This window comes from Sporichthyaceae bacterium (assembly GCA_036269075.1).
In the GTDB taxonomy this organism is placed as follows: domain Bacteria; phylum Actinomycetota; class Actinomycetes; order Sporichthyales; family Sporichthyaceae; genus DASQPJ01.
Genome location: DATASX010000107.1, coordinates 23,498 through 48,085, shown reverse-complemented (window position 1 = coordinate 48,085; position 24,588 = coordinate 23,498). Strand labels below are relative to the sequence as shown.

22 protein-coding genes are annotated in these 24,588 nt (G+C 71.4%); 8 read left to right on the top strand and 14 right to left on the bottom strand.

Annotated features, from left to right (window positions below; translation table 11 throughout):
• Positions 1–195, top strand: a 195-nt coding sequence (locus VHU88_19980; protein HEX3613978.1) for a hypothetical protein, incomplete at its 5' end; no start/stop codon positions are given.
• Positions 196–204: 9 nt separating this feature from the next.
• Positions 205–894 (top strand): 4'-phosphopantetheinyl transferase superfamily protein, encoded by a 690-nt coding sequence (locus VHU88_19975; GenBank protein HEX3613977.1) that lies wholly within the window; start codon positions 205–207, stop codon positions 892–894.
• Positions 895–974: 80 nt separating this feature from the next.
• Here the strand turns inward: VHU88_19975 and VHU88_19970 are convergent, their stop codons facing one another.
• The gene (locus tag VHU88_19970; GenBank protein HEX3613976.1) at positions 975–1,556 is read right to left on the bottom strand and encodes a hypothetical protein; all 582 of its coding nucleotides are present in this window, start codon (positions 1,554–1,556) and stop codon (positions 975–977) included.
• A gap of 393 nt (positions 1,557–1,949) precedes the next feature.
• Between VHU88_19970 and VHU88_19965 the strand changes: the two genes are divergently transcribed.
• The 3 genes from VHU88_19965 (at position 1,950) to VHU88_19955 (ending at position 7,131) form a co-directional block, all read left to right on the top strand.
• Positions 1,950–3,830 (top strand): phosphoenolpyruvate carboxykinase (GTP), encoded by a 1,881-nt coding sequence (locus VHU88_19965; protein ID HEX3613975.1) that lies wholly within the window; start codon positions 1,950–1,952, stop codon positions 3,828–3,830.
• A gap of 207 nt (positions 3,831–4,037) precedes the next feature.
• Positions 4,038–5,708 carry a glycine-rich protein gene (locus VHU88_19960; protein ID HEX3613974.1) on the top strand — a complete coding sequence of 557 codons (1,671 nt, stop codon included), beginning with the start codon at positions 4,038–4,040 and terminating at the stop codon, positions 5,706–5,708.
• Positions 5,709–5,739: 31 nt separating this feature from the next.
• Entirely contained in the window at positions 5,740–7,131 is a 1,392-nt protein-coding gene (locus tag VHU88_19955; GenBank protein ID HEX3613973.1) for a class II fumarate hydratase, read from the top strand.
• A gap of 62 nt (positions 7,132–7,193) precedes the next feature.
• Here the strand turns inward: VHU88_19955 and VHU88_19950 are convergent, their stop codons facing one another.
• Positions 7,194–8,522: a PhoH family protein gene (locus tag VHU88_19950; GenBank protein ID HEX3613972.1), complete on the bottom strand. Its 1,329-nt coding sequence runs from the start codon at positions 8,520–8,522 to the stop codon at positions 7,194–7,196.
• Between the two features lie 393 nt (positions 8,523–8,915).
• Positions 8,916–9,722 carry an isoprenyl transferase gene (locus tag VHU88_19945; GenBank protein HEX3613971.1) on the bottom strand — a complete coding sequence of 269 codons (807 nt, stop codon included), beginning with the start codon at positions 9,720–9,722 and terminating at the stop codon, positions 8,916–8,918.
• Between the two features lie 163 nt (positions 9,723–9,885).
• On the opposite strand from VHU88_19945, the gene VHU88_19940 reads away from it, so the two are divergent.
• Positions 9,886–10,566 (top strand): hemolysin III family protein, encoded by a 681-nt coding sequence (locus VHU88_19940; GenBank protein ID HEX3613970.1) that lies wholly within the window; start codon positions 9,886–9,888, stop codon positions 10,564–10,566.
• Between the two features lie 4 nt (positions 10,567–10,570).
• Here the strand turns inward: VHU88_19940 and VHU88_19935 are convergent, their stop codons facing one another.
• The 3 genes from VHU88_19935 to mca are packed head-to-tail and all read right to left on the bottom strand — an operon-like array spanning position 10,571 to position 13,731.
• Positions 10,571–12,592 (bottom strand): thioredoxin domain-containing protein, encoded by a 2,022-nt coding sequence (locus VHU88_19935; GenBank protein HEX3613969.1) that lies wholly within the window; start codon positions 12,590–12,592, stop codon positions 10,571–10,573.
• A 12-nt stretch (positions 12,593–12,604) separates the two neighbouring features.
• Positions 12,605–12,835, bottom strand: coding sequence for a hypothetical protein (locus VHU88_19930; protein ID HEX3613968.1), 231 nt, complete (start codon positions 12,833–12,835; stop codon positions 12,605–12,607).
• The gene (gene mca / locus VHU88_19925; GenBank protein HEX3613967.1) at positions 12,832–13,731 is read right to left on the bottom strand and encodes a mycothiol conjugate amidase Mca; all 900 of its coding nucleotides are present in this window, start codon (positions 13,729–13,731) and stop codon (positions 12,832–12,834) included. The genes VHU88_19930 and mca overlap by 4 nt, the downstream gene beginning before the upstream one ends.
• A 226-nt stretch (positions 13,732–13,957) precedes the next feature.
• On the opposite strand from mca, the gene greA reads away from it, so the two are divergent.
• A complete protein-coding gene (gene greA / locus VHU88_19920; GenBank protein ID HEX3613966.1) occupies positions 13,958–14,452 on the top strand; it encodes a transcription elongation factor GreA in 495 nt (164 codons plus the stop codon).
• Between the two features lie 69 nt (positions 14,453–14,521).
• Here the strand turns inward: greA and VHU88_19915 are convergent, their stop codons facing one another.
• The 5 genes from VHU88_19915 to ilvA form a co-directional block, all read right to left on the bottom strand.
• A complete protein-coding gene (locus VHU88_19915; protein HEX3613965.1) occupies positions 14,522–15,118 on the bottom strand; it encodes a hypothetical protein in 597 nt (198 codons plus the stop codon).
• 151 nt (positions 15,119–15,269) lie between these two features.
• Positions 15,270–15,650 (bottom strand): hypothetical protein, encoded by a 381-nt coding sequence (locus VHU88_19910; protein ID HEX3613964.1) that lies wholly within the window; start codon positions 15,648–15,650, stop codon positions 15,270–15,272.
• A 210-nt stretch (positions 15,651–15,860) separates the two neighbouring features.
• A complete protein-coding gene (locus VHU88_19905) occupies positions 15,861–16,748 on the bottom strand; it encodes an ABC transporter permease (GenBank protein ID HEX3613963.1) in 888 nt (295 codons plus the stop codon).
• Positions 16,745–17,737, bottom strand: a complete 993-nt coding sequence (locus VHU88_19900) for an ATP-binding cassette domain-containing protein (protein HEX3613962.1) — start codon at positions 17,735–17,737, stop codon at positions 16,745–16,747. Before VHU88_19900 ends, VHU88_19905 begins: the two co-directional genes overlap by 4 nt.
• A gap of 92 nt (positions 17,738–17,829) precedes the next feature.
• Entirely contained in the window at positions 17,830–19,062 is a 1,233-nt protein-coding gene (ilvA, locus tag VHU88_19895) for a threonine ammonia-lyase (GenBank protein HEX3613961.1), read from the bottom strand.
• A 124-nt stretch (positions 19,063–19,186) separates the two neighbouring features.
• Here ilvA and VHU88_19890 point away from each other — a divergent pair, with 124 nt between their 5' ends.
• Positions 19,187–20,722, top strand: a complete 1,536-nt coding sequence (locus tag VHU88_19890) for an MFS transporter (GenBank protein ID HEX3613960.1) — start codon at positions 19,187–19,189, stop codon at positions 20,720–20,722.
• On the opposite strand, the gene VHU88_19885 is transcribed toward VHU88_19890, so the two are convergent.
• From VHU88_19885 to VHU88_19875, 3 genes are read right to left on the bottom strand one after another with little or no spacing between them, the layout of a single operon-like run.
• Positions 20,704–21,663: an ROK family protein gene (locus tag VHU88_19885; GenBank protein HEX3613959.1), complete on the bottom strand. Its 960-nt coding sequence runs from the start codon at positions 21,661–21,663 to the stop codon at positions 20,704–20,706. The two genes, VHU88_19890 and VHU88_19885, sit on opposite strands and share 19 nt — an antisense overlap.
• On the bottom strand, positions 21,653–22,870 hold the full coding sequence (locus VHU88_19880; protein ID HEX3613958.1) for an FIST N-terminal domain-containing protein: 1,218 nt from the start codon (positions 22,868–22,870) through the stop codon (positions 21,653–21,655). Before VHU88_19880 ends, VHU88_19885 begins: the two co-directional genes overlap by 11 nt.
• Positions 22,867–24,573 carry an AMP-dependent synthetase/ligase gene (locus tag VHU88_19875; protein ID HEX3613957.1) on the bottom strand — a complete coding sequence of 569 codons (1,707 nt, stop codon included), beginning with the start codon at positions 24,571–24,573 and terminating at the stop codon, positions 22,867–22,869. Before VHU88_19875 ends, VHU88_19880 begins: the two co-directional genes overlap by 4 nt.
• Between the last annotated feature and the right edge of the window lie 15 nt (positions 24,574–24,588).

Genomic DNA, 24,588 nt, shown 5'->3' with positions numbered 1-24,588 from the left:
GCCGCGAACGGCACGGCGGGGATGACCGCGGTGGCGTTGGCCCCGGATCTGGGTGAGCGCTACCTGGACACCGTCTACCAGACCAACTGGGTCCAGGAGCTCTACGGCCAGGACGTCCTGGACAACATCGACGAGACGCCGACCCAACGAGCCGTCAGCCGGCGCCGCACCGCGCTGCGTCGACAGGCGGGCTAATCTGCGGCCGTGTCCACCCGCACCGATGCGTCGATCGAGGGATCGGTGCAGGTTTGGTGGGGCACCCCGGCCGAACCCAACACCGCGGTGCTGGGCCTGCTCGACGATGCGGAGCAGGCCCGGCACCTTCGGCTGCGGCGGCCGGAGGACCGGGCGGCGCACGCGACCGCGCACGCGCTGCTGCGGCTGGTGCTCGGTCGACTGCTCGACCGGCCGCCCGCCTCGATCCGGCTGGACCGGACCTGCCCGGAGTGCGGGGCCGATCACGGCAAGCCGCGCCTGATCGGGGGCGGGCTGGAGTTCTCGCTGACCCACTCCCGCGGCCGGGTCGGGATCGCGGTGGCCACGGTCCCGGTCGGCATCGACGTCGAGGACCTCTCCCGGCTGCGACCGGACCCCGCCCTGGAGGCGGAGACGCTGACGCCGGGCGAGCGCAAGCTGCTGGACGGCCTCGACCCGGCCGACCGCGCCGCCGGCTTCCTACGGTTGTGGACCCGCAAGGAGGCGATGCTCAAGGCGTCCGGCAAGGGACTGACCGTGCCGCTGCGCGAGGTGCCTGCCGATTCCCTGGCTGCGCCCGCGGGTGGGCCGCAGCTGTGGGACCTCGATCCGGGCCCGGGCTTCGTCGGGGCGTTGGCCGCGGAGTCGGCCGTCGCGCTGAGCGTTCGGCAGCGCGAGACCGACGACCTCCTCGCGTGAGCGAGCGCAGCGAGTGAACCAATGTCACAGTGCACGCCAGCTTCGAACGGCACCGACGGACGCCGGCAAGCCGGTGAGGCTCAGCGCGCCAGGGTCATCCGCGAGGCCGCCTCGGTGTCCGCCTTGCCGTTCACGACCCAGGCCGTGACCTGCATGTAGAGCTGCCTGACCGGGCGGACCAGGCAGTCGCCGCCGACCGGCGTCAGCTTGTAGGTGCCGTAGGTCTTCTGGCCCTTGAAGGACCCGCCGAAGAACCAGCTGCCCTCGCCCGGGCCGTACTCGCCGGTGCCGTGGTCGGTGAAGTTGATCTGCCCGTGCTCGGTCGGCAGGCTCGCGGTGATCGTGAACTCCAGCTTCCCGTCGAGCTTGGAGCACGAGTTCGGGGAGTCGATGCCGTAGCGGCCGACTGCCCCGCCCTTCCCCCCGGCGACCGGGGTCTGGCCGTCGACCGGGCCGCTGCAGGTCAGCGAACCGTCCTGACCCTCGGTGTGGAACGAGCCGGACGACGGCTGCAGCGAGACGCCCGGGTCGAGGTCGACCGTGAGCTCGGCGGTGCACGGGGTGTCGGCCGGGTCGCCGGCTGCCTGGGCGGCGCTTCCGCCGATACCGGTCAGCGCGACCGTCAGCATCGCCGCCAGGCCGGTGCTCAGAAGCCGTCGCACGAGACCCTCCAGGTCTTTACCGCCAGTAAGTTGTCGGTTGATTATGCCCGATCGAGACGGATTCGCCACCTGATGTCCCGAATTGCCCCCGACCGGTCGGCAGAGCCTCACCCGATGCGAACGGTCGGCGTGAACCTGGCAGCGCACCCGACCGGGACGGCGCCGGTCCCCGCACCAGGTAGGATCTGGTGCGACCCGTCGTGCCACCAGATTCGCCGGGCGCATGCCGACAGCGGCCGGCGAACACTTTCTCGCCCCGTCGCACGGCATCGGTCCCGTCGAACCGCAGGACTGCCAGGGCGATCTGCACAGACGATCAGCCCGTGGACCCCCCGGCGTAACCACCAGCACGGTCTGAAACCCTGAATGCCGTGGCGTCCGCGCCTTTTTGGCGTGGTGACGCCCGACCGAGCGAAGGACGAGAGAGAGCTGAGCACGGTGGCCGATGTCGAAGCCGCGCTGGATGCGGCTGGGCTCAAGAACCCGCACGTCCGCGAGTACGTCAAGTACTGGGCAGAGCACACAGGTGCAGCGAACGTAGAGGTGGTCTCCGCCGCCGACGACAGCCGCCTGGTCGCCGAGGCGCTCGCCGCCGGCGAACTCGAGCCGGCCGGTGACGGGCTCTACTACTCCCGCAGCTACCACAAGGACACCGCGCGCTCCGAGGAGCGCACGATCGTGGCCACCGGTTCTGAGCGCGAGCGCGGCACGTACAACAACTGGCGACCGTCCGCCGAGATGACCAAGATCCAGAAGGATCGGATGCGCGGCGCCTCGGCCGGCAAGACGATGTACGTGATCCCGTACCTGATGTCGCAGCCGGGCTCGCCGCTCGAGCGGTTCGCCGCCGGCGTCGAGCTGACCGACTGCCGTCCGGTTGTGCTGCACATGATCCGGATGGCGCGGGTCGGCGCGGAGTACCTCGACGCGCTGGCCGAGCCGAACAGTTTCGTCCGGGCCGTTCACGTCACCGGCGACCTGGAGAACCTCGGGCAGGGCACCGAGAATGATCAGCGCTACTTCGTGACCGTCGCCGACGAGCGCACGATCCTGCACTTCGGTTCGTCCTACGGCGGCAACGCGCTGCTCGGCAAGATCGCGCACGGGCTGCGGCAGGCGTCCTACGACGGCTGGGCCTCGGGTGAGTTCCTCTCCGAGCAGTTCATGCTGATCGGCATCACCGACAAGCAAACCGGCCGCAAGTACCACATCTGCGGCGGATTCCCCTCGGCGTCCGGCAAGACCAACCTCGCGATGATGCTGGCGCCGGACGACCTCGGCGACCGCTACCACGTCGAGTTCTACGGCGATGACATCGCCTGGTTGTGGGTCGACGAGAACGACGGCAAGCTCTACGCCATCAACCCCGAGTTCGGTGTGTTCGGCGTCGCGAAGGACACGAACGAGTCCACCAACCCGACCGCGCTCGGTTCGATCGAGCCGGGCACCGGGGCGATCTTCACCAACGTCGCCTACAACCCGCACACCCAGCAGGTCTGGTGGGAGGGTCGCACTCCGAACCCGCCCGCCGACGTGCACGGCTGGCTGGACTGGAAGGGCACCCCGATCGCCGATCGGGAACGCGAGGGCGAGCCCTGGGCGCACCCGAACAGCCGGTTCACCACCACGCTGTCGAAGGTGCCGAACATCGCCACGGATTTCGAGGACCCCAAGGGTGTGCCGATCGACGCGATCATCTTCGGCGGCCGCACCCGCGACCGGGAGCCGCTGATCCGCGCGATTCACGACGTCGCCGAGGGCGTTTACGACGGGCTGACACTCGGTGCAGAGGCCACCTTCGCCGCCGAGGGCGTCGAGGGCCAGCTGCGCTACGACCCGATGTCGATGCGCCCGTTCCTGTCCTACCCCGAGGCGGACTACGCGGCGCACTGGCTGAAGATCATCGGCGCAGCCGCCGAGAAGCCGATCTTCGCCCACGTCAACTGGTTCCAGCGCGGCCCCGACGGCCACTTCCTGTGGCCCGGGTACCGCGACAACCTACGGCCGCTGCTGTGGCTGCTCGCACTGAAGAACGGTGAAGTGACGGGGCGTCAGACTCCGGTCGGCATCGTTCCCACCGCCGAGGAGCTGGACCTGACCGACGTCGAACTGGCGCCGGGCGACCTGGACAAGCTCCTGTCGATCGACGTCGCGCGCTGGCGTCAGGAGATGGGCCATCGCCAGACCCACCTGGAGCAGTTCCCCGGACTCCCCGAGGAGATCTGGGCCGCCCACCGCCGGGTGGCCGAAGCACTGGACGCCGCGGCGGAGTAGCCGTTCGTGTCGGCCGGACGGGCAATCGCCACGTCGATTTGCTTCGTCCGGCTCGGCATGGTGCTGGGTATCTCCTTCACCGAGACGCCGTTGAAAGTTCCGGGCGCCTGGTCTTCCTGACAGTGCGACACACCCCTCTGGGTCCACCGGCCACGCCCCGCTGCCTGTCACGCTGCGGAAACCACCGGTGTGTCCCCAGGAGCAGGCATGACCGCACAGGCCCCTCGGCTCTTCACGCACGCAGGATTAGCCGTAGTGCTGGCCGCCGCCGGGCTCGGACTGCCGGCCGTCGGCACTGCCCGTGCCGCCGGGTCGGCCACGACAGTCCCCTGCGCCACCGGCTGCACCTACGCCGACCAGGGCAACGTCGGGGAGGTCGACTTCCCGGCCGGGGTCACCTCGGCCAAGCTGATCATGCGTGGGGCCGACGGTGGCAGCGGCGGCAGCAGCACCGCGGCCGGTGGTGCGGGCGGTGCCGGCGGCACCTGGACGGTCACCGTCGTCAAGCCGGCCTCCGGAAAGCTCTTCCTGTACATCGGCTCGGTCGGGGGCTCGAACGCATGCTCCGGCGAAGCCGGATCCGGCGGGCTGAGCGGAGGGTTCGACGAAGGCGTCGTCACCGGCGGAGACGGCGGGGCCCCGGCCAGCGGCACCAGCTGCGTAGGCGGGGGTGGGGGCGGTGCCACCTTCGTGATGAGCACCGACGAACTGTCCGAGGGGCAGTTCGACCAGAACTCCGTCCTGGCGGTGGCCGGGGGCGGCGGCGGTGGCGGCGGCGGATCGTCCACCAGCCCGGGCGGACGTGGCGGCGACGGCGGACAGGGCGCCGCGTCCGAGGACGGGCAACCGAGCCCGGGCACCTCGGGCGGGCTCTCCGGCAATAACGGTGGGGCGCCGGGCGGCGGGTTCCCGAGCGGCGGCAGCGACTACACCACAGACGGCGGTGGCGGTGGTGGCGGCGGCTTCGTGGGCGGCGGTTCCGGTACAGACGGCGGTGGCGGGGGTGGCGGCTGCCAGTACCCGCAGACCGGGGCGACCGGGTGCGTTCCGGAGGAGGCCGGAGTGATCCGCCAGGCCCACGCGGCGAGGCACGCGAAGCACGACGCCAAGCCGCACCGCAGCGCTCCTCCCACCCCCGCCGCCGCGCCCAAGGCGATCGCGGTCCCGGCCTCACTGACCAAGCCTGACCCGCCGAAGCACAAGCGGGTCCACATCGCCGCCCTCGGCCAGGGCGGGCAGGTGCAGGTCGTCTTCCCGGGCAACACACCGCCGATCAACCCACCGCCGCCGGCCGGGCACCACGGGACGTCGAGCAACGATCCCGGCGTCGACGCCTCGAACGACCCGGACCGGCAGCGGCCGGACACCGACCAGATGGTGTGCAGTCCGCTGGCCGGGATCTGCAGCGTGAACCCGCCGCCCGGAGCAAACACTGTGTTCACGATCAGCGCGAGCGGCGGCAACGAGAGCGCCACCTTGTTCGGGACCTTGTACGGCGGTTCGCACCCCTCCTGTCCTGGGTACACACCGGTGACCGACGACTGGGTGGCGTTCGGGTTCCGGGACGCGAGCGCGGGCCGCAGTTGGCACAAGGCCGGGACGCTGACCACCCGTCAGTCTCTGGGCCGCGCCGGGGCCGCTGCACAACTGCGCCGGCTGCAGATCTGCTTCGCCGCGCCGTACCGGTTCCGGACCGGCGCCGGTTACCGCATGGGACGTGACGGCGACGGCGAGTGGACCGGTGTGCTGCCGTCCTGCCGAGCGGCCGCCGCGCCGTGCATCAGCCATCGCTCACTGGTGCGCCAAGGTCCGGGGTGGGTGGCCCGGATCGAGTTCCGGGCGCCGGCCGGGCGGCAGGACCCGAAGGCACTCGGCTGAGCCCTGCCGCCCGTGGGGTAGGCATGGACCCATGACGCAGACGGAGTACCGGGTCGAGCACGACTCGATGGGTGAGGTCAGGGTGCCCGCCGCAGCGAAGTGGCGGGCACAGACGCAGCGGGCGGTGGAGAACTTCCCGATCTCCGGCGAGCGGCTGGAACCGGCTCATATCCGGGCGTTGGGACTGATCAAAGCGGCCGCGGCGCGGGTCAACGCCGAACTCGGGGTGCTCGACTCCGAACGCGCCGCAGCGATCGTGGCGGCGGCCGGGGAGGTGGCCGCCAATCAGTGGGACGCGGAGTTCCCTGTCGACGTCTTCCAGACCGGGTCGGGCACCTCGTCGAACATGAACGCCAACGAGGTGATCGCGACGCTGGCCACCGAGCGACTCGGCGCCCCGGTGCACCCCAACGACCACGTCAACGCCTCGCAGTCGTCCAACGACGTGTTCCCGTCCTCGATCCACGTGGCCGCCACCGACGCGGTCGTGCACGACCTGGTGCCGGCCCTGCAGGTGCTGGCCGCGGCGTTGGGCGCCAAGGCAGCGGAGTACGTCGACGTGGTCAAGTCCGGGCGCACCCACTTGATGGACGCCACACCCGTGACGCTGGGTCAGGAATTCGGCGGGTACGCGGCGCAGGCGAGCTACGGCATCGAACGGCTGCACGCCGCGCTCCCCCGGCTCGCCGAGTTGCCGCTGGGCGGCACCGCGGTGGGCACCGGTATCAACACCCCGCCCGGCTTCGCCGCCAAGGTCATTGCGGACCTGGCGCAGGTGACCGGCCTGCCGCTGACCGAGGCGCCGGACCACTTCGAGGCGCAGGGCGCGCGCGACGGCCTGGTCGAACTGTCCGGCCAGTTACGCACCATCGCGGTCGGGCTCTACAAGATCTGCACCGACCTGCGCTGGATGGGCTCCGGGCCGCGAACCGGGCTCGGCGAGCTGAACCTGCCGGACCTGCAGCCAGGCTCGTCAATCATGCCGGGCAAGGTGAATCCGGTGGTCCCGGAGGCCGTATCCATGGTCTGCGCGCAGGTGATCGGCAACGACGCGACGGTCGCTTTCGCCGGTGCGGCAGGCAATTTCGAGCTCAACGTCATGCTGCCGGTGCTGGCCCGCAACACCCTCGGCTCGATCCGCCTGCTGGCCAACGCTTGCCGACTACTTGCCGCGCGCTGCGTCGCGGACATCACCGCGAACGTCGAGCACTGCCTCGAGTTGGCCGAATCCTCCCCGTCCATCGCGACCCCGCTGAACCACGCGCTGGGCTACGAGGAGGTAGCCGCGGTGGTGAAGCAGGCGCTGAAGGAGAAGCGCACCATCCGCGAGGTGGTCATCGCCCGCGGGCACGTCGACGCCGGCCGGATCAGCGCCGCGGACCTGGACGCCGCCCTCGACGTCCGTCGCATGACGCACCCCTGACCCCCGCAACGTCAGCGAAAGTGTGGCCTGTCGGCCACGCTTTCGCTGACGTCCGCGGGGGTTCAGCTCTCCATCGGGGCTTCCAGCATCTCCGTGACGAGCGCCGCGATCGGCGAGCGCTCCGAGCGCGTCAGCGTGACGTGGGCGAACAGCGGATGGCCCTTGAGCGTCTCCACCACCGCGACGACGCCGTCGTGCCGACCGACCCGCAGGTTGTCGCGCTGGGCCACGTCGTGAGTCAGCACGACTCGGGAGTTGGACCCGATGCGGGACAGCACGGTCAGCAGCACGTTGCGCTCCAGCGACTGCGCCTCGTCGACGATCACGAATGCGTCGTGCAGCGATCGGCCGCGGATGTGCGTCAGCGGAAGGACTTCCAACATCCCGCGGGCGAGCACCTCCTCCACGACCTCCGGTGCCACCAACGCACCCAAGGTGTCGAAGACCGCCTGCGCCCAGGGCGCCATCTTCTCCTGCTCGGACCCCGGCAGGTAGCCGAGCTCCTGGCCGCCGACCGCGTACAGCGGACGGAACACGACCACCTTGCGGTGCTGCCGGCGCTCCATGACCGCCTCGAGCCCAGCGCACATCGCCAGCGCCGACTTACCGGTCCCGGCCCGGCCGCCGATCGAGACGATGCCGACCTCCGGGTCCAGCAGCAGGTCCAGCGCGATCCGCTGCTCGGCGCTACGGCCCCGCAGCCCGAACGCGTCGCGGTCCCCACGGATCAGCCGAACGGTCTTGTCCGGCATCACCCGGCCCAACGCACTGCCCCGCTCGGACAGCAGCACCAGACCGGTGTGGCACGGCAGCGCAGCGACCTCGGGGATCTCCAGGTCGTGCCCGTGGTACATCTCGTCGAGCACCGAGGAGGCAATCTCGATCTCGGCCATCCCGGTCCAGCCGGCCTCGACCGGAAGACCCGCGTGGTACTCCTCCGCGATCAACCCGACGGCCGATGCCTTGACCCGCATCGGCAGGTCCTTGGAGACCAGGGTGACCTCGCGGCCCTCGGCGGCGAAGTTGCGCGCCACCGCCAGGATGCGGGTGTCGTTGTCACCGAGCCGGAACCCGGGCGGGAGCACGTCGACCTCGCTGTGGTTCAGCTCGACGATCAGGGTGCCGCCCTCGTCGTTGATCTTCAGCGGCGAGTCGAGCCGACCATGCTCCATGCGCAGCTCGTCCAGCATGCGCAACGCGGCACGGGCGAAGTAGCCCAGTTCGGGATGGTGCCGTTTGCCTTCCAGCTCGGTGATGACCACGATCGGGATGACGACTTCGTGCTCAGCGAATCGGGTCATCGCCCGGGGGTCGGAGAGCAGGACGCTGGTGTCCAGCACGTAGGTCCGGCGGATGTTCCTGGGCGGGCGGCGTCGTGTCGCGTTTGCCACGGGGCGCTCCAGGCGCGTGCGGGGCACCGACGCCGCGCGAGGGTCTGACGCTTGGGACCGGACCTGGCCACGAGGGCCCGGTACCGGCCCCCCTCTCGACACCGCTGCGGGTAGGAGATCCGGTGGGCCGGTGAACCGGCACTCCGTCACTCGCGTACCACCAGGTGGTGGCTGAGAGCCGCTGCTTCGTGGGCAACGAGGGCCTCCCGGATCGGGCGACCGGATTGCCACCCGATGCATTGACGGTACGTCACGAAGTTTTGGATTACTTAAGGACACGCCACTTCGGTCCGTCGGGGCGAAATTGAGTCAGCCGTTCGTAGCACCCGGCGGGACCAACCCGAGCGCCCGATTCGCGTGAAAGGTGCCGAAACACCCATCGGTCGAGCAGCCTCAGCCACCGAAGCGCCGGTCGCGGCGCGCGTACTCACGCAGCGCGCGGAGGAAGTCGGTGCGCCGGAAGTCCGGCCAGTACGCCTCGCAGAAATGGAATTCCGAGTGCGCGCTCTGCCACAGCAGAAAGCCGGAAAGCCGTTGTTCACCGGATGTTCTGATCACCAGGTCGGGATCCGGCTGACCGCGCGTGTAGAGGTGCTCGGCGATGTGCTCGACGTCGAGCACCTCGGCGAGTTCCTCGATCGAGATCCCGCGGGCGGCCTGGTCCTGCAGCAGCGATCGCACCGCGTCGGCGATCTCCTGCCTGCCCCCGTATCCGACGGCCACATTGACCAGCAGACCGGGCGCATCTGACGTGGCGTCAGCTGCCTCCTTGAGCACGCGGGCGGTGGCCGGCGGGAGCAGGTCGACCGCGCCCACCGGATGCACCCGCCAGCCGGCGGCCGCCAGATCGGTGACGGTGCGTTCGATGATCCGAAGCAGCGGTTGGAGTTCCTCGGCCGGCCGGTCCAGGTTGTCGGTGGACAGCAGCCACAGCGTGACCACCTCGACGCGGGCGGCGACGCACCAGCCGAGCAGTTCGCGGATCTTGTCGGCCCCGGCCTGGTGCCCGTCCTCCGGACGGCTGCCCGCGGCCTTGGCCCACCGGCGGTTGCCGTCCAGGATCACCCCGACGTGACGTGGCCCCTGGTCGGTCGGCAATCGGCGCACCAGGCGCCGCTCGTACGCGCGGTAGACGTGTTCCTTCACCCGGTCGCGCGCGGCTCGCGCCGGGCTGCGCCCGCTGCGCGAGATCCGGTCCACGTCGGCACGATACCGACGTGTCGCACCGACCGGGGCCGCGCCCAGGGACCCGTCGAGGAATCTTCACCAATCGCGCAACGAACCGCCGTCCGCCGAACGCGGGACAAGAAACCTACGGTGCCGTAACCTGGGGCCGAACCTACGGTGGCGTAACCTGGGGGACGTGGTGATCGAACAACAATCCACCAACGTTTTGGACCGCACCGAGAACTACGTGAAGCCGCGGTTGCGGGGCTGGCTGCACCTGGTCGCGTTCCCGGCCTCGGTGGCGGCCGGAATCGTGCTGGTGTCCGTGGCGCAGGACGCTCGGGCCCGGCTGTCGTGCGCCGTGTTCGCGGGCACTGTCTCCCTGTTGTTCGGGGTCAGTGCGGCCTACCACCGCGGGCACTGGAGCCCCCGGACGCGGGAGTGGTTGAAGCGCTTCGACCACGCGAACATCTTCCTGATCATCGCCGGGTCCTACACGCCGTTCGCGACGTTGTTGGTCGGCGGACGTCGGGGCGAGGAGATGCTCTGGATCGTCTGGGGCGGTGCGTTGTCGGGCGTACTGCTGCGGACGGTGTGGATCCACACCGCGCGCTGGCTGTCCGCGCCGATCTACATCGCGCTGGGCTGGACGGCGGCGTTCTTCGTCCCGGACCTGCTGCGCACCGGCGCCGTAGGGACCTTCGTGCTGCTGGTCGTCGGCGGCGGGCTGTACTCGCTCGGCGGGGTGATCTACGGCCTGAAGCGACCCAACCCGTGGCCCCGCTGGTTCGGCTTCCACGAGGTCTTCCACTCGTTCACGATCGCGGGCTGGATCGTGCAGTACGTCGCGGTCTCGATGGTCGCCTACAGCCGCTGATCACTCAACGCGCCGCCAACTGCTCGGCCAACTCGGCCGGGTCCGTGGTGGGCATCGAGCACGTGAAGTCCCGGCAGACGTAGGCGGCCGGGCGCCCGGCGACCAGCGGCCGGTCGGCCAGCAACGGCACGCCGGGCGCATCGGCCGGGTCGCCGAGCGCGACCACGACCCCAGGGGCGCGCGAGCGCAACGCGGACCGGTGCAGTTGTTGCGTGGCATCGTCAGCCGGGTCGCCGACGACCGCGACCTGCCGCGGCCCGTCCAGCAACGCCTCGGCCACCGCCAGGCCCCAACCGACCGCGGTGGCCGCCTTCGTGGCCTGCGCCCCGCTGACCGCCAAAGCGCTCGCCGCGGCCGCGCGGTGCCGTGCGGAGCCCACCAGGGCCGAGTACGTGAGCAGCGCCCCGGCCGCCGCCGCCGTGCCCGACGGGGTCGGGGTGTCGCCCCAGTCCCGCGGGCGCAGCACGAGCACCTCGGCGTCGTCGGCGGTGTCGTAGAAGGCGCCGCGGGAGTCGCCGAAGTGGCTCAGTACGGTGTCCAGCAGGCGCCCGGCGCGCTGCACCCACTCCGTCTCACCGGTGACCTGATACAGCGTCAGATAGCCCTCGGCGACGTCGCCGTAGTCCTCCAGGACGCCCGCCTGCGGCCCGGCCCGACCCGCCCGGGAGACCCGCAGCAGCCGGTCGCCGGTGGTCCCCGGGACCGTGTGCAGGTCGGCGAGGGTGCGGGCGGTGGCCCGGGCCGCGCCGACCAACGCCGGCCGCCCGAGCAACTCCCCGGCCTCAGCCAGCGCGGCAACCGCCAGTCCGTTCCAGGCCGCCACGACCTTGTCGTCGCGAGCCGGCGGGACCCGCTGCGCACGGGCGGTGCGCAGCGAGGTCCGCACCGCCGCGTAACGGTCGAGGTCGTCGGGCTCGAAACGCCGCTGCAGCACCGAGGTGCCGTGCTCGAACGTGCCCGCCGCACTCACCCCGAAGCACGCCGCTGCCCATGCCCCGTCGCGCTCGCCGAGCACGGCGCGCAGTTCCTCCGGGGCCCACACGTAGTACTTGCCCTCGACGCCGTCGGAGTCGGCGTCCAAGGCCGAGGCGAACCCGCCGGAGGTCGTCCACATCTCGCGCAACAGCCAGTCGGCGGTCTCATTCGCTACCCGGGCCGCCAACTCCGAATCGGTCAGGCGGAACCAGGAGGTGTAGACACGCAGCAGCAGCGCGTTGTCGTAGAGCATCTTCTCGAAGTGCGGCACCACCCAACCGGGATCCACGGCGTACCGCGCGAACCCACCGCCCAACTGGTCGTAGATTCCGCCGCGCGCCATCGCCTCGCAGGCCCGGGTGACCAGCGCCAGCGCCGGGCCGGATCCGGTGCGCGCGTGGTGCCGGAGCAGGTAAAGCAACACCGTCGCCGGCGGGAACTTCGGCGCGCCGCCGAACCCGCCGTGCCGAACGTCCTCGTGGGCGCACAGCACGGTGACCACTCGCGCCAGCAGCTGCTCGTCCGGCGCGGTGCCCAGCGTCGCCACCTGATTGCCCTCGGCCAGCTGGGAAAGCAGCCGCAGCGCCGCGGTGGAGATCTCGACCGGTTCCTTGGCCCAGGCCAGCGCGATCGTGTTGAGCACGTCGCCGAACGCAGGCATGCCGGGTCGGGCGGTCGGCGGGAAGTAGGTCCCGCAGTAGAACGGCTCACCGTCCGGGGTCGCGAACACCGTCATCGGCCAACCACCCCGGCCGGTCATGGCCTGGGTGGCCTCCATGTAGACCGCGTCGACGTCCGGCCGTTCCTCGCGATCGACCTTGATGCAAATGAACTGACGGTTCATCAGTTCCGCGGTGGCCGGGTCCTCGAACGACTCGTGGGCCATCACGTGGCACCAGTGGCAGGCCGAGTAGCCGACGGAGATCAGGACCGGGACGTCGCGCTCCCGCGCCTGCGCGAAGGCCTCCGGGCACCACGGCCACCAGTCGACCGGGTTGTCCTGATGCGCAAGCAGGTACGGGCTCGTGCAGTCCGTCAACCGATTCGCCATCGGTCCACCCTGTCAGGTCGGGCCGGCGCCCTCCTGGGGCGTCGGCGCCGTGCGGTCGCGCTGGTGCTTGCCGACGTCGATCCGACCGAGGTGCTTGCGCAGCGAGAACCACAGGAATGTCAGGGCGCCGCCGAGGCCGACCAGGAAGATCAGCGCGATCCAGCCCGGCTCGACGCGACTCTTGTCGAACGGCTGCTGCGGATTCGGGGTGGCCGCGAACACCACCCAGGCGGCGAGACTCACGCCACACCCTCGGCGGGCGAGGTCTGCCGGATGCCCGCGAACAGGTCGTCCTCCGGCAGAGTCACGTCGACCAGGCACCGGGCCAGTTCGAACTCCTCGGTGGGCCAGACCCGCTGCTGCAGGTCCATCGGCACCTTGAAGAAGAAGCCGTCGGGGTCGACCTGGGTGGCGTGGGCCAGCAGCGCCTGGTCGCGGACCGGGAACCACTCGGCGCAGCGCACTCGGGTGGTCACGTTGCGCGGGGCTCGGTCGTTCCACCGCTCCAACCACGGCAGGTACGGCGACTCCAGACCCGCGGCCAGCATCGCCTCGTGCAGCGCAGTGACCCGGGCCAACGAGAACGTCACGTCGTAGTACAGCTTCAGCGGCTGCCAGGGCTCGCCGGCCTCCGGGTAGCGGTCCGGGTCGCCTGCCGCCTCGAACGCCGCCACCGACACCAGATGGGTCTGGATGTGATCCGGATGAGGGTAACCACCCTCCTCGTTGTAGGTCGTCACCACGTGCGGACGGAAGCTGCGAATCAACCGCACGAGGGGTTCGGCGGCCTCCTCGACCGGGAGGACCGCGAAGCAGCCGTCGGGCAGCGGGGGCTTCGGGTCGCCCTCGGGCAGTCCGGAGTCGACGAAGCCCAGCCAGGCCTGCGAGACGCCCAGGATCTCCCGGGCCTTCTCCATCTCGGCGGCTCGGATCGAGTGGATGTTGGCGGCCACCTGCGGGTCGTCCTTCAGGCGTGGGTTGAGCACGTCGCCACGTTCGCCGCCGGTGCAGGTCACGACCTGCACCTGCGCGCCCTCGGCGATGTACCGGGCCATGGTGGCCGCGCCCTTGCTCGACTCGTCGTCGGGATGGGCGTGGACGGCCATCAGGCGCAGCCGCTCGGTGTCGCTGGTGAGCACCCCTCGTAGTCCTTCCGTAGTGCCGGGTTGCCGCGGCATCGCCGGCGCCGACCCGGGTAGAACAATCGAGCTGCCCGGTACTGTTCCGCCTCGGCCGGCCACGACCACCGTAAGGTGGACGTCGATCGGGTGGACAATCCGGGCTGCCCTGCCCAGCATCACCCGAACCGGTGCCGAGGCCCCTGACGGGAGTATCGGCTGTTTTGTGCATTCCCGAGGAGATCTTGTGACCCAGTCGCCGGCCGAATCCGTTACCTGGTTGACCCAGGACGCCTACGACCGCCTCCAGGCGGAGCTGGACCAACTCTCCGGTCCCGGCCGCACGGAACTGGCGAAGAAGATCGAGGCCGCTCGTGAGGAGGGCGACCTCAAGGAGAACGGCGGCTACCACGCCGCCAAGGAGGAGCAGGGCAAGCAGGAGGCCCGGATCCGTCAGCTGGCCGAACTGCTGCAGCACGCCAAGGTCGGCGAGGCGCCGGCCGACGACGGCATCGTCAGCCCCGGGATGATCGTCAAGGTCCAGTTCAAGGACGGCGACAGTGAGGAGTTCCTGCTCGGCTCCCGCGAGGTCGACATGGGCGACCTCGCGGTCTACTCCGAGCGCTCCCCGCTGGGCGCGGCAATCCTCGGCAAGCGCACCGGCGCGTCCGCCTCGTACTCCACCCCCAGCGGCGCCGCGATCACCGTGAAGGTCGTCTCCGCCCGGCCGTACAAGGGCTGAGCCCAGCCCCGAGGCGGGGCGGTCCTGAGCCCTGCCCCACCCCGGGTGCCCGGTTGTGACCGGCAGACCTCAGATGCCGGCACCGTGGTCGTCGTTGTGCCGCTTCTCCTGGTGGTGCTTGCCGTGCTTGGCGTGGTGGTGGTGCCGGTGGTGCCGCGCGTGGTGCGCGAACACGTCGTCGCCGTGGTCGCGACCGTACCGGTCGTCGTTGTTGTTGCGGTCGTTGTTGTTCCGGTCGTCGTTGTTCCGGTCGTCGCTGTCGCTGTCGCGGTCGTCGTTGTTCCGGTCGTCGTTCCACCGGTCGTTGTTGTCGCGGTCGTTGTTGTCGCGGTCGTGGCCGGCCCGGTCGTTGCCGGCCCGGTCGTCGCTGTCGCGGTCGCGGTCCGATCGGCAGTTCTCGTCGGAGCGGCGCCCGTCTCCGTCGTCGTCGCCACGGTTGTAGACGCCGCCGAGGGTGTCACCGACGAAGCCACCGACAGGTTGCCTGCGGTCCCCGTGCGAGCCGACCTCCTCACAACGGTCGTGTCGGTCGGTCGGCGCACCGGCCAGGGCCGGGGCGTGCGTGGCGGTCCCGCCGACCGTCGCGGCACCGGCCGCGGGCGCGGCAACCGCGGTGACCGCCGCTGCCGCGAAGACGATTCCGGTAGCCCGGTTCAACAGGTTCAACTTCACCCCTCCAGCCAGAACGGGACAATTCAGCGATTTCGATCGTAAGGAGTCGAGTCAATCTTTGGCCCGCGCTCAGGTCTTGATCTTGGCGAGGACGGCCCGGCCGGCGGCAAACTCCGCGGGCCGGGCCGTCCAGGCAGCAGGTTGCTCAGCGGCTTCCGCCGTCGTAACGGTCGTCGCCGCGCCGGTCGCCGCGGTCGTCCCGCGGACCGTCGTCCCGGGGGCCGTCGCCCCAGTACCCGTCGCCGGGCACCTCGCGCCACCAGTGGCCGGACTCGTCCTGCCAGCCCTGGACCTGGCCCTGGTGCCAGTGCTCGCCGGAGTCCTCGCGGCGGGTCTCGCCACCGGCGATTCCGTCGTAGTACGGGTCCAACTCCCGGTGCTCGACGCTGCGGCACTCCCAGCCGTGGTACTCACGCTCGCAACCGCCGTCGTGGTAGACCGGCGCGGCGGTGGCCGCCGGAACGACAATCCCAGTGAGCGCCGCGGCGGCGAACAGCACGCCTGCGGCACGAGTCTTCTTCTGCACAGTTCCCCCTCGGGCGCGGACTTCAGGTGGTCTCGCCACAAGCGACTCTGCGCTGCCCCGAACGGCCGAACAACCCGAACAATTCGCGCCCGGTCACCAATTTCGGCAAACGCCTGATATTGACCCTAATGCAAGTGGTGAATATTCGCCCGCTAGGCCGTCCGGGTGAATTACCCCCGGACAGGTCGGGGAGAATCGGGACGAAAAGGCTCAAGCCGCGACGGCGCGCATCCGCCGTGTGCAGGCGAACACGCCGAGGAGTGTCAGCAGCGCCGACCAAACCAGGGTCAAGGCCACGCTGTGCCGGGCCGGGAACGAATTCGGGTCGTTGAACGAGTGCGGGTTGCCGAACTGGAACCGGATCGCCGTGGCCACCGACGAGACCGGGTTCCACTCGGCCACGAACCTGACCCCGTCAGGCATGTGCTGGGTAGGCACGAACACGTTCGACACGAACGTCACCGGGAACAGCCACAGCATCGGCAGACTCTGCGCTGCCTGAAGGCTTTTCGCGGCCAGGCCGAGATAGGCCCCGACCCAACTCATCGCGAACCCGAACGCGGCCAGCAGCGCAAACCCTGCCACGCCGTGCCAGAACCCGGCGGTAGCGCGCCAGCCCACCGCGAGGCCACAGATCGACATCACCGCGACCGAGATCGCCATGCGGAACAGGTCGCCGAGGGTGCGCCCGATGAATATCGCCGCCGGGTGGATCGGCAGCGTCCGGAAGCGGTCCATCAACCCGAGTTGCATGTCGAAAGCGATTCCGACCGCGCTCGGATAGGTGACGAATGCCACCGCCATCGCGAACGTGCCGGCCATCATGAACGCGCGGTAACTGCCACCACCGGGCAGCGATATCGACCCGCCGAAGACCGCGGCGAAGAGCAGCACGAAAACCAGCGGCTGCAGGATCATGAACGGCCACAACTCGCGCAGCCGGACGGTGTGGATCAGATTCCGCCGGGTCAGCACCGCTGCGTCGGAGACCGCCCAGAGCGCCTCGGCGGTCCATTCCCGCAAGCCCGAACCGGCCTTGGCGTCCGGGCCTGCGGCGGTGTCGCCGGACCGGCGCCCGCTTTGCTCGGCGGTCGTCATGCCGCCTCCGGTCCCGAGCCACCGCGCCGCTGTATCCGGCTTCCGGTGTCCGGGGCCGCGGCGGCGGTGACCGTCAGGAACACGTCGTCCAGTGTCGGGCGGTGCGTGGTGATGTCGAGCATCGCGACGTCGTGGCGGTCCAACGCGCGGACCACCTCCGCGATCACCGACGAGGCGTCACCGGCGGCCGGCACGCCGACAGTGGCGAGAGCCCGTTGCACGACCAGCTCGCCCTGCGCGACCTCGCGCAGCGCGGCCACCGCCCGGTCGCAGTCGGCCTCGTCGGCCAGCCGGACGTCGATGCGGTCGCCGCCGATCTCGGCCTTGAGCTCCGCCGGCGTGCCGGACGCGATGACCCGACCGTGGTCGACGACCGCGATTTGGTCCGCCAGGCGGTCGGCCTCCTCCAGGTACTGGGTGGTCAGCAGCAGCGTGGTGCCGCCGCGGACCAGCTCGGCGAGCAGGTCCCACAGCTCCAGCCGGGACGGCGGGTCCAGCCCGGTGCTCGGCTCGTCCAGGAACAACACACTCGGGGTGGCGACCAGCGCGGCGGCCAGGTCCACCCGCCGGGCCATGCCGCCGGAATAGGTCCGGACCTCGCGACCGGCGACCGCGGACAGCCCGAAGGCCTCCAGCAGGATGTCCGCCCGACGGGTGGCCTGGCGGCGCCCGAGCCGGTAGAGCCGGCCGAACATCACCAGGTTCTCCCGGCCCGTCAGCGTGTAGTCCAGCGCGGCGTACTGCCCGGCGCAGCCGATCCGGCGGCGCACGACCGTCGGGTGGCGGACGACGTCGACCCCGGCGACCATCGCGCTCCCGGAATCCGGCCGCAACAAGGTGGTGAGGATCCGGACGGTGGTGGTCTTCCCGGCACCGTTGGGCCCGAGCAGCCCGAACGTGGTCCCGGCCGGGACGACCAGGTCGAGGCCGTCCAGCGCGACGGCGGAGCCGTAACGCTTGGTCAGCCCCTCCACCACGATCGCGTCCACCGGCCAATGGTGCCCCCCATTTGCACTTCTCATGGCGGGTGGGGCTATCAGGTGGCCCCGACAGCCCGACCCGCCACGAGAAGTCGGGTGCCTCAGCCGAACGCCAGCGAGTAGCCGGCCGCCCGTAGCCGGGCCAGCACCGCGTCGGTGTGCTTGCCGCCGCGGGTCTCGATCTGCACGTAGACCTCGACCTCGTCGACGTGCAACCGCGGGTTCGTCCGCAGGTGCTCGACCTCGAGGACGTTCGCGTCGGCCTCGGCCAGCTCCCGCAGCAGGGCCGCCAGCGCGCCGGGACGGTCGGTGACCCGGAGTCGGAACGCCACGTACCGGCCGGCCGCCGACAACCCGTGGCGCAGCACCCGCAGCAGCAGCAGTGGGTCGACGTTCCCGCCGGACAGCACGGCGACCACCGGCGGCTCGAAGGCCTGCGGGTCGTCCAGCAGCGCCGCGACCGCGGCCGCCCCGGCCGGCTCGACGACCAGCTTCGCGCGTTCCAGACACAGCAGCAGGGCCCGCGACAGATGCTCCTCCGAGACCGTCCGGACGTCACCGACCAGGTCCCTGATCAGCCCGAACGGCACGTCGCCGGGGCAGGCGACGGCAATACCGTCGGCCATGGTCGCGGTGCCGGCCAACGTGACCGGGTGCCCGGCGGCGATCGACCCCGGGTAGGCGGCGGCGCCGGCCGCCTGCACCCCGACGACCTTCACGTCCGGCCGCAGCGCGGCAACCACCACGGCGATCCCGGCCAGCAGCCCGCCGCCGCCGGTCGGCACCACGATCGTGCGGACCTGCGGGTACTGCTCGAGGATCTCGAGTGCGACAGTGCCCTGACCGGCGACCACGTCCGGGTGGTCGAACGGGTGGATCAGTACCGCCCCGGTCTCGTTCGCGAACTCGATGGCGGCCTCGATCGCGGCCGCCACGTCATGCCCGGCGAAGCGGACCGTGGCGCCGTAGTTCTCGGTGGCCGCGACTTTCGGCAGTGGCGCACCGTTGGGCATGAACACCGTCGAGGTGGTCCCGAGCAGAGACGCCGCCAGAGCGACACCTTGAGCGTGGTTGCCCGCGCTGGCCGCGACCACCCCCCGGGCCCGCTCCGCCGCCGACAGCCGGGCGATGCGGACGTAGGCGCCGCGGATCTTGAACGACCCGGCGCGCTGCAGGTTCTCGCATTTGAGCACGACCTCGCCGGCGCACTTGCCGGCCAGCACCCGAGAGCCCTGCACCGGCGTGACCCGGCACACGTCGCCGAGCAGTTCGCGGGCCGCGAGGACGTCGGCCAGGCTGACCGTGGCCGGGGTCTCCCGCTGGGCTTCCGTCATCGCCGCAGTTTGCCGGCCCCCAACTCCGCCACTTCTGCTGCCTGTCCCACCCATCGAAGCGCCTCGATACGTGGGACAGGCAGCAGAAGTCGGGAGGGTTGGACGGGGTTAGCCTGTTCCCGCGATGCCCCAACCGACCGAGCCGACCGCCACCGGGATGACCCACCGTCAGGTGGCGACGGTGATCACCGCCCTGCTGGTCGGCGTGCTGCTCGCCGCGTTGGACAACACGATCGTGGCGGTCGCGATGCCGCGCATCGTCGGGGCGCTCGGCGACGTCGGCGACACGTCCTGGGTGGTCACCGCCTACCTGCTCACCGCGACCGCCTCGACCCCGCTCTACGGCCGGCTGTCCGACGCCCGCGGCCGGCGCCCGGTGTTCCTGGCCGCCACGACGATCTTCCTGGTCGGCTCGGCGCTGTGCGGCCTGGCGCACAACATCACCGAGTTGGCTTGTGCCCGGGCGGTCGCGGGCCTCGGCGGCGGCGGGTTGATGACGTTGGCGCTGGCCGTGGTGGCGGACTTGGTGCCGGGCCGCGCCCGCGCCAAGTGGCAGGGCATGTTCGGGGCCGTGTACGGGGTGGCCGCGCTGATCGGGCCGCCGGTCGGCGGGGTGATCGTGGACCACGCCTCCTGGCGCTGGCTGTTCTACGTCAACCTGGTGCCGGGCCTGTTCGTGCTCGCCGTGGTGCGCCGCAACCTGCACGCCCCGGAGGTCCGCAGCCCGCACCGGCTGGACCTGGCCGGGGCGCTGCTGCTGAGCGGCGGCGTGCTCGGCTTCCTGTTCTGGATCGTCCGCGGCCAGCAGGCCGGGTTCTCGGCGGCGCAGAGCTGGCTGCCCGGGTTGGCCTGCCTGGGGTTGCTCGCCGCGCTGGCTGCCCAGCAGCGGGTCGCCGCGGAGCCGGTGCTGCCGTCCCGGTTGTTCCGGTCGCCGGGCTTCGGGCCGGCGGTCTCGATCGCGTTCCTGCTCGGCGCGACGTTGTTCGCCGCGATCCTGTTCGTCCCGTTGACCCTGCAGGTGACGCAGGGCCGCAGCGCCACCGGTTCCGGCCTGGTGCTGCTGGCGATGACCACGGGCCTGTTGTTCAGCTCAGTCGGCGCCGGGCGGGTGATCGCCGGCTCCGGGCACTATCGGATGTTCCCCGCGGCGGGCACCGCGCTGGTGACCGTGGCCGCGCTGGCCCTGACTCGGCTCGGACCGCACACCTCGGTGTGGTCGACGGTGCTGGTGCTCGGCCTGCTCGGGCTGGGCATCGGGATGGTGTCCCAGGTGCTGGTGCTGATCGCCCAGCAGTCCGTGGTCCACGCGGAGATCGGGGTCGCTACCGCGTCGGTCTCGTTCTTCCGGCAACTGGGTGGCACGGTCGGCACCGCGGTCTGCGCGACGGCGCTGGCGGCGGTGCTGCGCAACCGGTCCGGAAACCCGGTGCTGGCCGGGGTCGATGTGGACCGACTCAGCGTCCTGCCGGACCGGCTGCGGGACCTGTCCGCCGCGCGGCACGCGGCGTTCGTGTCCGCGTTCACCGACGCGACCCACGAGGTGTTCTGGATCGTCGCGCCCGCCTCGGCGTTGGCCCTGCTGATCTCGTTGCGGATCCCGCGCACGGCTCCCTCGCTGCGGGATCCGGAACCGGTCGCGGTTCAGTCCGCCGACCAGTAGCGGTCGCCCGCGAGCACCAGCGCGGCCGCTCCGACCAGCCCGGCATCCGCACCCAACGCTGCCGGCACCACGGAAACATCGCGGGTGAACCCGAGCCGGGCATGCCGCGCCAACGCCTGGCGCAGCGGCCCGAACAGCAACTCCCCCGCCCCGGTCAGGCCGCCGCCGACCACGACCACCGCGACGTCGCACAACGCCGTCGCCGACGCGATGCCCACCCCGACGGCGGTTCCGGCCCGGGCCAACGCGGCCACAGCGACCGGGTGCCCGGCCCGCGCGGCGGCGACCAGCGAACGGCCGTCCGCCACCGGGGCGGCCCAGCCGTTGGCCAGCGCCCAGGCGACCGTCCGTGGGCCCGCGGCCACCGCCTCCAGACACCCGAAGCCGCCGCAGGCGCACTGCGGCCCGGCCGGGTCGACCACCACGTGGCCGATGTGCCCGGCGTTGCCCGACGTCCCGTCCACGACCCGGTCGCCGAGCACCAGACCGCCGCCGACGCCGGTTGACACGACCATGCCGAGCACGTCGCGGTGGCCGACCCCGGCGCCGCGCCAGTGCTCGGCGACCGCCAGCGCGATCGCGTCGTTGTGCACCCGGACCGGGCCGTCAGCCAGCCCGGCCAGTCGGTCGCGCAGCGGGAACTCCCGCCATCCCCCGATGTTCAACGGCGACACCGCACCGGCCGGCCAGCGCATCGGCCCGCCGCACCCGACCCCGATTCCCGCCGGCTCCGGCGCCCCCGCCGCGGACGCCGCACCTCGGACGTCGGCGATCAGCCCGACCAGCGCCTGCCAGACGGTGTCCCCGTCTCCCCCCGGCGGGGTGGGGACCCGGGCGCTGTGCCACACCCGACCGGTCTCGTCGACCACCCCCGCAGCGAGCTTGGTACCACCGACGTCCACGGCCAGCGCGGCCCGCGGGCCGACCGGCTCAGTGGGCACGCGTCGTGCCGGCCCCGAAGGTCAGGATCGACGCGGTGAACCCGTGCAGGTGGTTGCGGCCCCCGACCGGCCCTATCTCGCCACCGGCGAAGAACCCGGCGATCGGCTCGACGTCCAGGGCGGCGCCGAGCACCTGCGGGTCGTGGTCGGCGCTGGGGAACATGGCCCGGCCCCGGCCGTTGCAGGAGAACAGCAACGCACCGCCCGGGCTGCCCGAGTCCGCCTTCAACCGCCCCAGCACCTCGGCCAGTTCGTCGTGCGCGGCGGCCGAGTCGCGAACCTGGAAGCGCACCGTGCGGCCGATCTCGATGATGTCGCCGACGACCACCGAGCCGCGGTCCGGGTAGAGCCCGGCGACGCCGCGGATCAGGAAGTCGCCGCGGTCGTGGGTGTCGGCGTACTCGTCCATCGCGATGCCGATCTGCAACCCGGTCAGGGCCATCGCCTGCTCGGCCGCCGGGAGGGCCTCGAGGATCTCCTGGAGCTTCTCGCAGGCCGGTTTGCCGGCCAGCTCCAACAGCTCGTTGCCGTCGGAGCGGGTGACTGCCATCGTCGGGCCGATCGGCCGGCAGCCCTGGCTGACCACGGTGGCCAACTCGACCTCGCCGCCGATCAGCACCCCGACCGCGCCGGCGGAGTGGGTGACGCCGTCCTGGCACAGCCAGGTCGGCCCGCCGTCGGAACTCATGGCCAGGCCGCCGACCAGCGGCAGGCCGGGCAACGCGTCGTTGGACCCGGCGACGAACCCGTCGATCGGGAACGTGCGCGGGTCGGCGAGCAGCACCCCGACGGCGAACTCGTCGGCGCCCTCGGGCAGCCCGAGCACGGTCAGCGTGTCCTCCGCCCGGATCACCCGCAGGTGGAACGTGCGCAGCTGTGCGCCGGGCAGCACGGCCGACCAGACCGACACCGCCGACGCGCCCTCGACCCCGGCACCCGGGCCGATCACCCCGGGCGCGCTGCAGCCGATCACCGTGTTGCCGCCCAACACGGAGCAGGCGGCCTCGCCGGCGCTCGGCGCGGCATCCGACGGCCCACACACGAACACGCACGACAGGTCGGGCACGGCACCGCCCAGCCCGTCCAGGGCGGCCCGGGCGGCCTGCTCGGCGGCCGTGACCAGGTCCGGCGCCTCGGCGCCGACCCGGACCAGAGCGCTGCCGAACCTCGACGTCCGGCTGGCGGTCATCTCCTGACCCATCGTCATCGACTCACCTCCGTCGGCAGGTTTCGTACGGCAGCGCCCGGCGGATCGGCGTACAACTCCTCGATCTCCCCCGCGTACCGCTCGGCGATCGGCCGCCTGCGCAGCTTCATCGTCGGCGTCAGCTCTGCCCCGCCCGGCGCCCAGAATTCGGGGAGGATCCGGAAGCGTTTGATCTGTTCCACCCGCGAGAGGCGCTGGTTGGCTGCCGACACAGCCGCGGCTACCTCCACGGCGACCTGCTCACCGTCGGCGGCGGGGTCGAGGCCGCGCTGCGCGGCCCAGGCCGCGACGGCATCGGGGTCGAGCACGATCAGGGCGGTCACGTAGGGGCGGCCGTCACCGATCGCCACCGCCGCGGCGATCAACGGTGCCGCGGCGCGGATCGCGCTCTCGATGTTGGCCGGGGACATGTTCTTCCCCGCCGCGTTGATGATGATCTCCTTCTTGCGGTCGATGATCCGCACGTACCCGTCGTCGTCGATAGTGGCGACGTCGCCGGTGTGCAGCCAGCCGTCGGCGTCGATCGCCGCCGCGCTCGCCTCCGGCTGGTTCCGGTATCCGCGCATGACCGCCGGGCCGGCGAAGAGCAGCTCGCCGTCGTCGGCCAACGCGACGCGCGATCCCGGAACCACCCGCCCGACGGTGCCCAGCCGGATGTGACCGGGGAGGTTCGCCAGCCCGACCCCGCAGGTCTCCGACATCCCCCAGACCTCGTGGATCGGCACCCCCAGGCCCATGAAGAACTCGAGCGTCTCCGGCGGGATCGGCGCCGCACCACTGACCGCGAAGCGCACCCGGTCCAGACCCAGCTTCTGCCGCACGGCGGCCAGTACCTGCGGTTGCCGGGCGGCGATCCCGGCGGCCAGCGCCGGATCGGCCTGCATGGCGACCTCCAGGGCCCCGCGCATGCGTTGCCAGATCGTCGGCACCGACCCGAAGACCGTCGGCCGGACGGCGACCAGCGCGGCACCGAGCGCCTTCGGGTCGCCGACGGTGACCAGCGAGGTCCCCCACCGCAGGTGGAAGCAGTGCACGACGGCCCGCTCCGCGATGTGCGCGGCGGGCAGGAACGAGATCGTCACGTCGTCCGGCCCGGCCGGCGCGCAGAATCCCCAGGCCTCGCTGTGCGCGAGCAACTGCGCGTGCGTGCACTCGACGCCCTTGGGCGGGCCGGTCGTACCGGAGGTGTAGATCAACGTCGCCAGGTCGTCCGGCTCGACCGCCCGCCAGGCCACCTCGATGTCGAAACTCGGGTCGGCGTCGGCCTCGACCTTCGCCAGGTCGCGGGCGCCCGCGCACTCGCCCAGGCTGATCACGACCTTCGCGCCGGCCTCCACCAGGCGCGGCACGAACTGCGGCTCGGCGATCACGACCTCGTTGCCGGCGTTCACGAACAGATGCTCGATCTGCTCGGGCGAACTGGTGTTGTAGATCGAGAACGGCGTCGCCCCCAGGTGCAGCACCGCGACGTCGCAGAGCTGGAACTCCGGGCGGTTGACCATCATCAGCCCGACGGTGTCGCCGCGGCGCACGCCGAGGCCGTGCAGCCCGGCGGCGATGCTGTCGACCCGAGCCCGGTACTGCGCCCAGGTGAACGTGACCTGCCCGTCCGGGGTGCTCAGCGCCTGCTTCTCGGAGTGGCGCGCCGCCACGGTTCGGAAGGCCTCGCACAGCGTGCGTGGGGTCGGTTCCGAGGCGCTCATGTCCAGGCCCTCCGC